Below are 14,145 nucleotides of genomic sequence, written 5' to 3'. Positions count from 1 at the left end.
AGAAAGCATGAGATTAGAGCAGTTGTTAGAACGTTTAGAATATGAAGTTGTCAGGGGAAGCGACAAAACAGAGGTGACGATGCTTGCCAACGATTCGCGAAAAGTAGAGAAAGGGTCTGTGTTCGTCTGTATAAGCGGCGCTGTGTCCGATGGGCACGCTTATATAAAAGAAGTGGCAGAGAAAGGCGCTTCCGCCGTCATTATAGAGAAAGACGCAGAGACGCCGGAAGGATTGACGGTGATCCGTGTCAGAGATACACGGTATGCGCTTGCGCTTATGTCAGCCGCTTATTTCGGGTATCCGGCAGAAAAGCTGAAGATCATCGGTATCACAGGGACAAAAGGTAAAACAACGACGACCTACATGATCAAGTCTATTTTAGAAGGTGTGGGGCATAAGGTGGGTCTCATCGGAACGATCGAGGCGATCATCGGGGAGAAGCGGATACCTGCGGCAAATACGACGCCGGAATCGTATACCATTCAGCAGTATTTTGCCCAGATGGTCAAAGCAGGCTGCGACAGTGTCGTCATGGAAGTATCCTCTCAGGGACTGATGCTGCACAGAACGGCAGGCATTCCGTTTGAGATCGGGATTTTCACGAATTTGGGAAAGGACCATATCGGTCCTAATGAACACAAAGATTTTGCGGATTATAAAAGATGCAAAGGCTTATTGTTCCAACAGTGTAAAATCGGAATCGCCAATATAGACGATCCATATTTCAAGGATGTCTTCGCAAATGCTTCCTGCCAGATCGAGACTTTTGGTTTTGCCAAAGAAGCAGACATGCGGGCGGAGGATGTACGTCTGCTGTCCAGTCCAGGATACTTGGGAGTAGAATATCATGTGACAGGACTGCTTGATATGGAGGTAGAGATCGATATCCCAGGAACATTCAGCGTATATAATTCCCTGACAGCGATCGCGGTGTGCCGTCATTTCGGCGTTTCGAAAGAGACGATACAAAAAGCGCTGAAAAAGGCGAAGGTAAAGGGGCGGATCGAGATGGTAAAGGTATCCGATGCGTTTACACTGATGATCGATTATGCTCATAATGCAATGAGCCTTAAAAGTCTTTTGGAGACACTTAAGGAATACCATCCTAAGCGTCTGATATGCGTGTTTGGCTGTGGAGGAAATCGCTCAAAAGACCGCAGGTTTGAGATGGGGGAAGTATCTGGAAAACTCGCGGATCTGACTGTGATCACGTCGGATAATCCGCGGTTTGAGGAGCCGCAGGCGATCATAGACGACATCAAGACGGGCATTGGCAGGACAGATGGACAATATGTAGAAATCTGCGATCGGAAAGAAGCAATACGTTATGTCATCGAGCATGGACAGAAAGGGGATGTCATCGTCCTGGCAGGAAAAGGACACGAAGAGTATCAGGAGATCAAGGGCGTGAAATATCCCATGGATGAACGTGTCTTGATCCGGGAAGTGTTGGAAGAGTTAAAGGCAGAGAAAAAGTAGGTGAGGCAGATATATGTTCGCCAATATCATAGTAGATATTACGCATGAAAAACTAGATAAGATCTTTCAATATAAAGTCCCCTCCCGGATGGAAGGGGAACTTTCTATTGGTATGGAAGTGTTGGTTCCCTTTGGGAGGGGAAACAGAATGACAAAGGGATATGTGACGGGATTTTGCGAACACTGCGCATATGATCTGTCAAAGGTCAAAGAAATCGCGGAAATATCCAGAGAAGGTATTGTTATCGAGACCAAGCTGATCGCCCTTGCGGCGTGGATGAAAGAACAGTACGGCGGCACGATGATCCAGGCATTGAAAACGGTGCTTCCTATTAAACAAAAGGAAAATGCAAGAGTAAAAAAGCAGGTGCGTCTCCTTCTGGATGAAGAAACGGGAAAGAGACAGCTCGCTTTTTATCTGGACAAAAATCAGAAGGCGAGAGCGAGGCTTTTGGCCGCACTTCTGGATACCCCGGTTCTTGACTATGACCTGGTAAATAAAAAATTAAACATCACCTTGTCAGTCGTTCGCGCGTTGGAGGAACAGCAAGTGCTTGCCTTGGAGACAGAGCAGGTATACCGAAATCCTGTAAAGGGAAAACGCCGAGAGAAAAAAGAAATCCTCCTTACAGAGGAACAGAAGCATGCCATCACTCTTTTTAGGCAAGACTATGAAAAACAGGACTATAAAACCTATCTGCTGTACGGTGTGACAGGAAGCGGTAAGACAGAAGTATATATGGAAATGATACAGTCTGTGGTAGGGGCAGGCAGGCAGGCAATCGTGCTGATACCGGAAATCGCCTTGACATATCAGACAGTGATGCGTTTTTATGGACGGTTTGGAGAGCGGGTATCGATCATGCATTCTCGTTTGTCAGCGGGTGAGCGTTATGATCAGATGATGCGGGCAAAAGCAGGAGAGATCGATGTGATGATCGGGCCTCGCTCGGCGTTGTTTACACCTTTGCCGGATCTGGGATTGATCGTCATTGATGAGGAGCATGAGACAAGCTATAAAAGTGAACAGGTGCCACGGTATCATGCCAGAGAAACAGCGATCAAAAGAGCAGAGATAGAAGGCGCCAGCGTTGTCTTAGGAAGTGCGACTCCTTCTATGGAAGCCATGTATCGTGCCAGGAAGGGGGCGTATACATTACTGCAGATGAAGAATAGAAGCAGGATGCAGAAGATGGCCGGTGTCACGGTGATAGATCTGCGGGAAGAATTAAAGAGTGGAAACCGCTCGATCTTAAGTCGGAAACTGAAAGAACGGATGAAAGAAAAGCTGGAGAGAAAGGAACAGATCATGCTGTTCTTAAATCGCAGAGGATATGCAGGTTTTCTTTCCTGTCGGGCGTGCGGTCATGTGATCAAGTGTCCTCACTGTGACGTATCCTTATCTCTGCATAGAAACGGCAGGCTTGTGTGCCATTACTGTGGGTATGAAGAGAAAAAGAAAAGTGCATGTCCTATCTGCGGTTCCCGTCATGTGGGAGAATTTAAGGCAGGTACACAGCAGATAGAAGAAGTCGTAAGACGGGAGTTTCCCACGGGGCGTATACTCAGGATGGATCTGGATACGACGAGAGGAAAAGATGGACATGAAAAGATCTTGTCTGCTTTTGCAGACAGAGAAGCAGATATTCTGATCGGGACACAGATGATCATAAAAGGACATGATTTTCCGGATGTGACATTGGTAGGGATCCTGGCGGCGGATATGTCTTTGTACGCAGATGATTACCGCGCCGGAGAACGAACTTTCCAGCTTCTGACGCAGGCAGCGGGCCGTGCCGGAAGGGGAGAACGGGAGGGAGAAGCAGTGATCCAGACGTACAGTCCCGGCCATTATGCGATCGAGACAGCTGCGGCGCAGGATTATGAAGCTTTCTATGAAGAAGAGATACGATACAGGGAAATGATGGGATACCCGCCGGCAGAAAATCTCCTTGCCGTACTGGTGAGCGGGAAGGAGGAAAACCTGTTGGAGACAGGATGTAGATATTTAAAAGAATATGCCGGGCGCTTCATCCATGAAGGAGACGTACAACTCATCGGACCTGCCAGTCCGGGGATTGGAAAGGTCAATGATATATATCGAAGAGTACTCTATATAAAAGCAGCGAGATATGATACACTGGTAGGGATAAAAAACAGATTGGAGCAATATATTGAAGTGAACCGAGGGTTCGATAAGATGCGGATCCAGTTCGATTTCAATCCGATGCATGTATTTTAAATAAAATGAGAAAAACAGGAGGTAGCTATGGCAATCAGAGAAATACGGGAAATAGGAGATGAAATCTTGACGAAACAGTGCAAGGATGTTGCAAAAATGACGTTTCGCACAAAGATATTGATAGGTGATATGCTGGATACGATGTATGAGAAGATGGGAGTCGGACTTGCGGCGCCTCAGGTCGGCATTCTGAAGAAGATCGTTGTGATCGATGTGGGAGAAGGACCTATTGTACTGGTGAATCCACAGATCATAGAAACGAGCGGGGAGCAGACCGGCGAGGAAGGGTGTTTAAGTGTTCCTGGAAAATGGGGGACCGTGACACGGCCGGAACATGTAAAGGTGCGTGCTCTGAATGAAAATATGGAGACTTTTGAGATGGAAGGAGAAGGGCTCTTAGCGAGGGCGTTCTGTCATGAAATAGACCATCTGCAAGGCGAGCTGTATGTGGATAAGACGGAGGATGGACTGCATGATGTTACCTACAATGAGTCGGAAGATGAGGAGGAAACAGAGTAGATGCGAGTGATTTTTATGGGAACGCCGGATTTTTCAGTAGGGACATTGGAAGCTCTGCTCCATGCCGGACATGAGGTGTGTCTTGTCGTGACGCAGCCGGACAAACCTAAAGGAAGAGGAAAGCAGATGCAGTTTTCCCCGGTAAAAGAAACAGCGCTGAAGTATCAGATCCCTGTTTTTCAGCCGAAAAAGATACGGGATAAGGAATGTGTGGAGGAACTAAGAAAGTACAATGCGGATGTGATGGTCGTGATCGCCTTTGGACAGATACTGCCCAAAGAAATCTTAACACTTACTCCATATGGATGTATCAATGTCCATGCTTCTTTGCTGCCCAAATACAGAGGGGCTGCGCCAATCCAGTGGGCCATCATAAACGGAGAACAAATGACGGGCGTGACGACGATGCAGATGGATGAAGGATTGGATACCGGAGATATGATCTTAAAAACACAGGTGCCTATCGAAGAGGAAGAGACAGGAGAAAGCCTGCATGATAAACTTGCCTCTGCGGGAGCGCGGCTTTGTGTAGAGACGCTCAAGAAAATAGAAGAAGGGACCGCTGTATTTCAAAAGCAGGGCGACAGCCCGACAGCCTATGCCAAGATGCTGGATAAGAAAATGGGAAATATTGATTGGAGCCAGTCAGCCGTTGTCATTGAACGATTGATACGGGGACTAAATTCCTGGCCCAGCGCTTATACCCATTGGGACCAAAAGGTGATCAAGATCTGGAAGGCAAAAGCAGATCCCGCAGAAGCATCCGGGGAAAGCAAGACAGCGCCCGGAACCGTGACAGCGGTAAAAAAAGACAGTATCTGTGTACAGACGGGGGATGGCGTTCTGTCTATCTATGAACTGCAGATCCCCGGGAAGAAGAGAATGGAGACAGCAGCTTTTCTGAGGGGATATAAAGTAGAGACGGGAACAGTATTTACAAGTGCGGGCTTTTAAGGAGCCTTCTGTATCCTGCGATCTTAAGGAGGTTATGCTATGTTTTATGGATATTATCTGGATCCTACGTATATATTAGTGGTGATCGGAGCGCTCATCTGCGTGATCGCTTCGTCGAGGGTGAATCGGGTATATGCAAAATATTCCCGTATGCAAAGCCACACGGGAATGACGGGGAAAGAGGCGGCAGAACGGATCTTGCGCATGAATGGCATATATGATGTAACGGTGCGTCACATACCGGGAAATCTGACAGATCATTACGACCCGCGCAATAAGACGCTGGGACTTTCCGATGCGACCTACCATTCTTCCTCCGTGGCAGCTATCGGTGTGGCGGCACATGAATGTGGGCATGCGGTACAGCATGCGGTCGGATATGCTCCGCTTAAGATCAGAGGCTCTCTTGTGCCGGTGGCAAATATTGGTTCCATGGCGGCATGGCCCTTGATTTTGATCGGACTTTTTATGAACGGAAGTATGTCTTCCGTTTTGATCAATCTGGGGATTTATCTTTTTTCAGCGGCCGTTTTGTTCCAGCTTGTTACGCTGCCGGTCGAGTTCAATGCTTCCGGCAGAGCAGTGAGAGCATTGCAAACGTCCGGTATGTTGTATCCGGAGGAGGCAGAGGCGACGAAGAAAGTATTAAGAGCGGCTGCCCTTACGTATGTGGCGAGTGCGGCGGCAATGATCCTGCAGCTTTTGCGGCTGCTGATCCTGACAGGAGGAAGAAGAGACAATGACTAAGCCGGTAAGTGAGAGGGAACTGGTACTTGCAATTCTTTTAGAAGTTTTGGAGAAAGGGCAGTACAGTCATATTGTTCTTTCGAGAACATTGGAAAAATACCAGTACCTGGAGAAAAAAGAACGTGCTTTTATTACCCGTGTCACGGAAGGCACACTGGAACATCTGATCGAGATCGACTATATATTGGATCATTTTTCAAAAGTAAAAGTGAAGAAAATGAAGCCTGTTATCCGGTGTATTTTGCGAAGCGCAGTCTATCAGCTGAAATATATGGACAGTATACCGGATTCGGCAGTCTGCAACGAGGCGGTCAAACTGGCGGTGAAGAAGGGGTTTGCAAATCTAAGAGGTTTTGTAAACGGCGTGCTTAGAAATGTGGCTCGAAACTTGGAACAGGTGGAATATCCGAAAGAAGAAAGAAAAGCGTTGGCGCTGAAATACTCTATGCCGGAATGGATTTTAGAAATGTGGGAGCGGGATATGCCCTTTTCTGTCATAGAGAAAATAATCGCTTCTTTTCAGCAGGAGATTCCGGTTACGATCCGCTGCAATCAGGAGAAGGCATCTCCCGAACAATTGAAAGCAGCTCTGGAGGCGGAAGGGATCACGGTCGAAGAGCATCCTTATCTGCCCTCTGCATTTCGCATATCCGGGTACGACTATCTGAAAAATCTGTCGTGCTTTCGTAAAGGATGGTTTGTTGTACAGGACATCAGTTCCATGCTGGCGGTGGAAGCGGCGCAGATAAAGGAAAACGACCGGGTGCTGGATGTCTGCGCGGCCCCAGGCGGCAAGGCGCTCTATATGGCGGAAAAGCTAAAAGGGACAGGCATGGTAGAGGCGAGAGACCTGACTATGTATAAGACAGGGTTGATCGAGGAGAACATTGCGCGTACGGGATTTCAAAATATAAAAGCCGTCTGCAAAGACGCTGCGGTATTGGATGAAGAAACAATAGGCAGCGCGGATATTGTACTTGCCGATCTGCCTTGCTCCGGTCTGGGAGTGCTGGGGAAAAAGACGGATTTGAAATATAAAGTGTCTCCCGCAGGGATGAAAGAACTGGTCCTTTTACAGCGAAGGATATTGCATACAGTACAAAATTACGTGAAGCCAGGGGGCACTCTTTTATACAGCACTTGTACGATACATAAGGAAGAAAATGAAGAAAACGTCCACTGGTTTTTAAAAGAACATCCGGCGTTTGTTTTAGAAGATATACGAAAAGACCTGTGCTGGGAACTGCAAAGCAGCGTAAATGAAGAAGGATGGCTGCAGCTTCTTCCGGGGCTCCACGACAGCGACGGTTTTTTTATCGCCAGATTAAGGCGCAGACAGGAAAGTGACAAGATATGAAAAAAGATATTGGCGCATATACATATGAACAATTGCAAAAAGAAATAGAAATGCTTGGAGAAAAAACATTTCGCGCAAAGCAGGTCTATGAATGGATCCATGTGAAATTGGCTTCTTCTTTTGAAGAAATGACCAATGTATCGAAAGAACTGCGGAAGAAATTGGACGATCACTATATCATACTGCCTGTTCGGGAAGTAGAAAGACAAGTATCAAAGCTGGACGGAACAAATAAATTTCTATTTGAATTGTATGATGGCAATATGGTGGAGAGTGTGCTGATGCGGTATAAACATGGCAATTCGGTCTGTATTTCTTCTCAGGTCGGATGCCGGATGGGATGCCGTTTTTGTGCATCCACGATCGGTGGACTCGTGCGGAATCTTTCCCCTTCTGAGATGCTGGGACAGATCTATCAGATCCAGAAGATCACAAAGGAACGAGTATCCAATGTAGTTGTGATGGGAACCGGAGAACCACTTGATAATTATGACAGTCTTCTGCGCTTTATCCGCCTTCTGACAGACGAACACGGCCTGCATATCAGCCAGAGAAATGTGACGGTATCTACCTGTGGACTGGTACCGCAGATCCTGCGTCTGGCGCAGGAAGAACTGCAGATCACACTGGCACTGTCTCTGCATGGTTCTACACAGGAGAAGCGAAAGAAGCTTATGCCTGTGGCAAATAAATATGATCTGGAAGAAGTACTGCATGCCTGTGATCTGTATTTTGAGAAAACCGGCAGAAGAATGACATTTGAATACAGCCTGGTACATGAGGTCAATGATACAAAAGAAGATGCAGAAGAATTGATCGAGATCTTACAGCACAGAAACTGTCATTTGAATCTGATCCCTGTAAATCCGATCCGCGAACGAAAATTTAAACGACCGGACAGTAAAAATACCTTGAATTTCAAAAATAAACTTGAAAAAAATGGGATAAATGTTACTATAAGAAGGGAAATGGGCGCAGATATTGATGGAGCGTGCGGACAGCTCCGCAGGCGCAGGCAGAATGATTAAAGGAGAAGAGTGTATGAAGACATTTTCCATTACTGACGTAGGAATGGTAAGACAGGTAAATCAAGATTATGTCTATACGGCAGACAAACCGCTTGGAACCCTGGAAAATTTATTTGTAGTGGCAGACGGAATGGGCGGACACCAGGCAGGGGACTACGCCTCCAAGTATACGGTAGAAGTTTTGCAGAGGGAATTAAAGCAAAGCGAAGAGGAAGATGTAGAAAAAGCTCTTGTGCAGGCAATCAAGAAGGCGAACAAAGAGATTATAAAAAAAGCCTCGTCGGATACACATCTTAAAGGAATGGGAACAACAGTTGTGGCGGCGACGATAGAAGGACAGATGATGTATTTTGCCAATGTCGGTGACAGCCGTCTATATCTGATCAACCAGGGAATACAGCAGCTGACGAAAGACCACTCACTGGTGGAGGAGATGGTGCGTCTCGGAGGAATCAAACCGGAGGAGGCAAAACATCATCCGGATAAGAATATTATCACAAGAGCCATCGGCGCAAAGGCAGATGTAGAAGTGGATTTTTATGAGCACCGTTTGAAAAAGGGAGACATCATTTTGATGTGTACAGACGGGTTGAACAATATGGTAGAAGATGAGGAAATCTTCCATATCGTACAGGGGGGAAGAGATATCGTAGAAGCGGCACAATCCTTGGTAGAAGCTGCAAAAGAAAACGGCGGTACTGACAATATTGGAGTCGTATTGGTGGAACCGTTCGCAGATGAGGTGAGTATATGATCAAAGAAGGAGTATTTTTAGGAAAACGGTATGAAATACTGGGCCGCATTGGTTCCGGCGGAATGGCAGATGTATATAAGGGGAAAGACCATAAGCTGAATCGTTATGTGGCGATCAAAGTGCTGAAAAGTGATTTCCGGACAGACGAGGTGTTTATCCAGAAATTTTTAAGTGAAGCGCAGGCTGCGGCGGGGCTGATGCACCCAAACGTAGTCAATGTGTATGACGTAGGGCAGGATAGAGGCCTCTACTATATGGTCATGGAATTGGTAGAGGGGATCACGCTGAAAGAGTATATAGAAAAGAAAGGAAAACTGTCAGCAAAGGAAGCCATCAGTATTTCCATCCAGATGGTGACAGGTATCCAGGCAGCTCATAACCAGCATATCGTTCACAGAGACATTAAACCCCAGAATATCATTATTTCCAAGGATGGAAAAGTAAAAGTAACAGATTTCGGTATCGCCAGAGCGACGACTTCTACGAATACGATCAGTGCCAGTGTGATGGGCTCTGTACACTATACATCTCCTGAACAGGCGCGGGGCGGCATCGTAGATGAGAAAAGCGATATTTACTCCGCAGGTATCACTATGTATGAGATGGTCACAGGACATGTGCCTTTCGACGGGGATTCTACCGTGTCTGTTGCGATCAAGCATTTGCAGGAGGAAGTGCCTTCTCCGGCAGAAGAAGTACCGGATCTTCCCTATAGTCTGGAATGTATCATACTGAAATGTACCCAGAAGAATCCAAGCGCCAGATACTTAAGCTGTGAAGACCTGATTTTAGATCTAAAACGTTCGTTAGTAGATCCGGAGGGAGATTTTGTTGTTTCCGGCGTCTACGGGAATACAGGAGATCGGACGGTTGTCATGTCTACGGAGGAGTTGGATCGCTTGCAGAAAGAGCGGTATGATGAAGAAGACGATTATGACGGCGAGTATGATGAGGATGAGGAAGACGACTACGAGGACGATAGATATACAAAAAACCGCAAAAAAAATGCAGTGGATCCGAATACAAAGAAGATCATGAAGATCTTGATGATCGTAGCTGCTGCGGTGATCGCTCTGGCGGTCATTTTTATGGTGGCAAATGCGGCGGGACTGTTTAAGGGAGGCGCAGGTACGACGCAGACGGCTTCCTCGAAAGTGACGGTGCCGAACGTAACGGGAATGACAGAAGAAGAAGCGCAGGAAGCGCTGAACAAAAAGAAACTGGGAATGGTCGTCTCCGAGCGAAAAGAGTCGGACAAATACGATAAAGGCGAGATCATCAGCCAGGATCCGGGCAAAGGGAAAAAGGTGGCAAAGAATACGGAAATAAAAGTCGTTGTCAGCACAGGAAAGAAGGCGGAAACAGTAGCTGTCCCCGACGTAGCCGGACAGGACGAGGACAAAGCGCAGAAAGCCCTGGAAAACGCTAATCTTGTAGTGACTTCAGAAGGTCAGTATGATGACAGCATAGAAGAAGGAAAGGTCATCTCCACAGACCCGACAGCAGGAACAGAAGTCAAGGAAGGCTCCACGGTAAAGATGTATGTAAGCCTTGGAGCGGAACCGGCAGTTGTGCCCAATATCGTGGGAATGTGGTCGGAAGACGCGGCGAATGCCTTGTATAATGTCGGTTTGAATCCCGGAAATGTAACGGAAGAATACAGTGATAAGTATGAAGCAGGCATCGTCATCTCTCAGAAAACAAAGGCGGATAAAAAAGTGGATAAAGGTTCCTCTGTAGATTATGTCATCAGCAAAGGACCACAGACGAAGAAGGTATCGGTGCCTTCTCTTTCCGGATATTCCCAGGCACAGGCGGAGCAGATGTTGATAAATGCGGGATTGAACGTGGGCCAGATCACTTATGAAAACAGTGAAGATTTCGGACAGGGGATCGTCATACGTCAGTCTATCAGCGGCAGTGTAGACGAAGGAACTTATGTAGACTTTGTAGTGAGCAATGGCTCCGGTCAGACGGATCCCGGCACAGACGGCGGGGACTCAGAAGACGGTTCTAATGAATGACGGCGGGAAAGAATAGATGATACAGGGAAAGATAATCAAAGGGATAGCCGGATTCTACTACGTTGACGTAGTAGGATCCGGTGTTTATGAGTGTAAGGCAAAAGGAATTTTTAGAAAAGAAAAAAAGAAGCCGCTTGTAGGGGATGAAGTTAAGATCGAAGTGCTGGATGATATAAAAAAAGAAGGCAATATTGTCGAAATCCTGCCGCGCAGGAATGAGCTGATACGTCCGGCAGTATCCAATATAGATCAGGCATTGGTCGTATTTGCCGTGACGGATCCAAGTCCGCATTTTCATCTGTTGGACCGTTTTCTGGTCATGATGGATCTAAAAGACATCCCCGTGATACTTTGTTTTAATAAAAGGGATATTGCGCAGGACAGCCAGATCGCAGAGCTGAAAGAAGTGTATGAGGCATGCGGGTATCCGATTTTATTTACAAGCGCCAAAGAAAAAGACAATATAGGGCAGCTAAAGCGGCTCTTAAAGGGAAAGACAACAGCAGTGGCAGGTCCGTCCGGTGTAGGAAAATCTTCTTTGATCAATCTGGTACAGTCTGCAGTGGAAATGGAGACAGGCAGTATCAGCCGGAAAATTGCAAGAGGAAAGCATACGACGAGACATTCAGAGCTGCTCGTGATAGAAGAAGGATCTTATATTATGGATACGCCGGGCTTTAGTTCTTTATATATCAGCGAAATAGACAAAGAAGAGTTGAAGTACTGTTTCCGGGAATTTGCGCAGTATGAAGGAACGTGTAAGTTCCACGGCTGTTCACATGTCCATGAGCCGGGCTGTGCGGTCAAGCAGGCGGTCGAAGAAGGGAAGATACACAAAATACGATATAAGGATTATACAGATATGTATCAGGAACTGAAAGAGAAAGAGAGGTATTAAAAATGAAGAGAATATTGGCGCCATCCATATTGTCAGCAGATTTTAAAGTATTGGGAGAACAGTTGCAGGCAACTGCCGCCGGAGGGGCGGAGTATATCCATTTTGATGTGATGGATGGAGACTTTGTGCCGAGCATTTCTTTTGGGATGCCTGTGCTATCCTCTATTCAAGGAGTCACTTCACAAGTGATGGACGTGCATTTGATGGTGACAGAGCCGATTCGATATGTAAAGGCATTTAAGGAAGCTGGCGCAGATTTTTTGACAGTGCATTATGAAGCGTGTGAAGATCTGCATAAGACATTATATGAGATTCATGAGTGCGGTCTGAAAGCCGGTATTTCCATCAAGCCAAATACACCGGTACGTATGCTGGAACCATTTTTGAAAGAAGCAGAGATGTTCTTGATCATGTCTGTAGAACCCGGTTTTGGCGGACAGGCTTTTATTCCGGAGTCTCTGCATAAGATAAAGGAATTAAGGTCTTTATTGGATGAAAGAGATTTGTCTGCGGATATTGAGGTGGATGGTGGGATCTACCATCAGAACGTAGGAGAGGTTTTGAAAGCAGGTGCCAATGTGATCGTGTCAGGTTCCGGTGTATTCAAGGGAAATATTACGGAAAATACAGAGAAGTTTATGGAGATATTAAAGAAATATGAGTAAGCATACAGTCATCGTAAGCGGGGGGATGATAGAGGAAGAGTTCGCTTTATCCGTTCTGCAGAATGAAGAGACAGAGTTCATCATTGGGGTGGATAAAGGTCTTGACTTTTTATATGCACATAAGATCTGTCCGGATTATATAGTGGGAGATTTTGACAGTGCGCCTTCCGGTGTTGTGAAGTATTACAAAGAACAGACCAATGTTCCAATCCGGGAATTTAATCCGGTGAAGGATGCGTCTGATACAGAGATCGCGCTGCGGCTTTGTCTGGATCTGCACAGGAAAGAGATTATCATACTAGGCGGAACCGGCACAAGGATCGATCATATATGGGCTAATGTCCAGAGCCTAAAGATTGCTTTGGACGCAGGAGCAGACGCCAGGATCCTGGACAGCCATAATCAGATACGGCTTTTAAAAGATAAGGTCTGTCTAAAAAAAGAAGAAGCGTTCGGGCCCTATTTTTCTGTGTTTTCTCTGGGCGGAACCATAGAGGGCGTCAATATCGTGGGCGCAAAATATCCCCTTGCAGACCATACCCTTTTGCCCTATGACAGCCTCTGTGTGAGCAATGAGTTTGAGGCGGACGAAGTAGAGATTTCCTTTGTCTATGGGACGTTGATCTTGATGGAGACAAAAGACTGACCGGATCATTTGAGATAGAAAGGGGGAAACAGGATGCGTAAATATGTTTATCTTCTTTTGGTATCGATGCTTATTTTGATTAGCGGATGCAGTGGGCAAAAAGAAGCGGCAGCCGATAAAAAAGAGAAAACTGTCCAGTCTGAAACAAAAGAAAAATCTGTGAAGAACGAGAAGAATAAGAAGGAGAACAAGAAGAAGCCTGCGGTATCAGCAACGGAAACCAAAGAAGAACCGTGGACGCCGATCACAGATCCGGCAAATGCGCCGGAAGATTGGAAAAATCAGCAGGAACCGCCCTATTGTTTGGGGTGTGGCAGGACAAAGGAGGAAGTGTCTATCTCACGAGATGGGTATTGCGGTGAATGTTTTACAAAATATTATGAACCTACTTTGCCTCATTGCGATACTTGCGGCGGCTGCCTGTATGGAGGCGGATATATAGGAAATCGACATCCTGAGTGCTATCACTGCGATTATTGCGGAGGAGAGTGGAATGAAAACTATGGAGACCATTGGGACAGCTCTTATGGTTTCGCATGCTGTGAATGTTATATAGAACAGATCGTCGGCTGCTCACAGTGCGGATACAGAGGAGATATGTCTATGTGGGAATCCGGAATGTGCGATGCTTGTCTGCAGCAATGGGAACAAAATGAAAGCCAGGTATATTGTTCTTACTGCGGACAGCCGACGAACGATCCGGATCCGCAATATGGATTATGCCCGGCTTGTCTGCAGATGAAAAATGAAATTGAAAGTTATCCATGGTGAGCTGAAAAACATTGCACTTGGGCTAAAAGTAATAGAAAATAAGTGAAAGATTTTAAACCC

The 14,145-nt window shown here is 46.4% G+C and carries 13 protein-coding genes; all 13 read left to right on the top strand.

From position 1 onward, the window contains the following. Positions 1-7 precede the first annotated feature (7 nt). From WKT01_RS10825 to WKT01_RS10765, 13 genes are read left to right on the top strand one after another with little or no spacing between them, the layout of a single operon-like run. On the top strand, positions 8-1,480 hold the full coding sequence (locus WKT01_RS10825) for a UDP-N-acetylmuramoyl-L-alanyl-D-glutamate--2,6-diaminopimelate ligase (RefSeq protein ID WP_340312327.1): 1,473 nt from the start codon (positions 8-10) through the stop codon (positions 1,478-1,480). A 13-nt stretch (positions 1,481-1,493) separates the two neighbouring features. After that, on the top strand, positions 1,494-3,722 hold the full coding sequence (priA, locus tag WKT01_RS10820; RefSeq protein WP_340312325.1) for a replication restart helicase PriA: 2,229 nt from the start codon (positions 1,494-1,496) through the stop codon (positions 3,720-3,722). Positions 3,723-3,749: 27 nt separating this feature from the next. Beyond that, complete coding sequence (gene def, locus WKT01_RS10815; protein WP_117975038.1) at positions 3,750-4,241, top strand: peptide deformylase; 492 nt, start codon at positions 3,750-3,752, stop codon at positions 4,239-4,241. Continuing rightward, complete coding sequence (gene fmt, locus WKT01_RS10810) at positions 4,242-5,195, top strand: methionyl-tRNA formyltransferase (RefSeq protein WP_117975039.1); 954 nt, start codon at positions 4,242-4,244, stop codon at positions 5,193-5,195. It begins immediately after the preceding gene. Between the two features lie 39 nt (positions 5,196-5,234). Then, positions 5,235-5,942: a zinc metallopeptidase gene (locus WKT01_RS10805; RefSeq protein ID WP_117975040.1), complete on the top strand. Its 708-nt coding sequence runs from the start codon at positions 5,235-5,237 to the stop codon at positions 5,940-5,942. Continuing rightward, a complete protein-coding gene (gene rsmB / locus WKT01_RS10800) occupies positions 5,935-7,299 on the top strand; it encodes a 16S rRNA (cytosine(967)-C(5))-methyltransferase RsmB (RefSeq protein ID WP_117975041.1) in 1,365 nt (454 codons plus the stop codon). Before WKT01_RS10805 ends, rsmB begins: the two co-directional genes overlap by 8 nt. After that, positions 7,296-8,327: a 23S rRNA (adenine(2503)-C(2))-methyltransferase RlmN gene (rlmN, locus tag WKT01_RS10795; RefSeq protein WP_059066207.1), complete on the top strand. Its 1,032-nt coding sequence runs from the start codon at positions 7,296-7,298 to the stop codon at positions 8,325-8,327. Before rsmB ends, rlmN begins: the two co-directional genes overlap by 4 nt. Before the next feature lie 13 nt (positions 8,328-8,340). Then, complete coding sequence (locus tag WKT01_RS10790; RefSeq protein WP_059066208.1) at positions 8,341-9,081, top strand: Stp1/IreP family PP2C-type Ser/Thr phosphatase; 741 nt, start codon at positions 8,341-8,343, stop codon at positions 9,079-9,081. Beyond that, entirely contained in the window at positions 9,078-11,105 is a 2,028-nt protein-coding gene (gene pknB / locus WKT01_RS10785; protein WP_117975042.1) for a Stk1 family PASTA domain-containing Ser/Thr kinase, read from the top strand. Before WKT01_RS10790 ends, pknB begins: the two co-directional genes overlap by 4 nt. A gap of 19 nt (positions 11,106-11,124) precedes the next feature. After that, positions 11,125-12,003, top strand: coding sequence for a ribosome small subunit-dependent GTPase A (rsgA, locus tag WKT01_RS10780; RefSeq protein ID WP_117975086.1), 879 nt, complete (start codon positions 11,125-11,127; stop codon positions 12,001-12,003). Positions 12,004-12,005: 2 nt separating this feature from the next. After that, positions 12,006-12,668 carry a ribulose-phosphate 3-epimerase gene (gene rpe, locus WKT01_RS10775; RefSeq protein ID WP_059066210.1) on the top strand — a complete coding sequence of 221 codons (663 nt, stop codon included), beginning with the start codon at positions 12,006-12,008 and terminating at the stop codon, positions 12,666-12,668. Next, entirely contained in the window at positions 12,661-13,314 is a 654-nt protein-coding gene (locus tag WKT01_RS10770) for a thiamine diphosphokinase (protein WP_059066211.1), read from the top strand. The genes rpe and WKT01_RS10770 overlap by 8 nt, the downstream gene beginning before the upstream one ends. Before the next feature lie 33 nt (positions 13,315-13,347). Continuing rightward, complete coding sequence (locus WKT01_RS10765; protein WP_117975044.1) at positions 13,348-14,085, top strand: hypothetical protein; 738 nt, start codon at positions 13,348-13,350, stop codon at positions 14,083-14,085. The last annotated feature ends 60 nt before the right edge of the window (positions 14,086-14,145 follow it).

The sequence above is a fragment of the Mediterraneibacter sp. ICN-202921 genome (assembly GCF_037890075.1).
Taxonomy (GTDB): Bacteria; Bacillota; Clostridia; order Lachnospirales; family Lachnospiraceae; genus Mediterraneibacter; species Mediterraneibacter massiliensis.
This window is presented reverse-complemented; position numbering and strand designations above follow the sequence as displayed.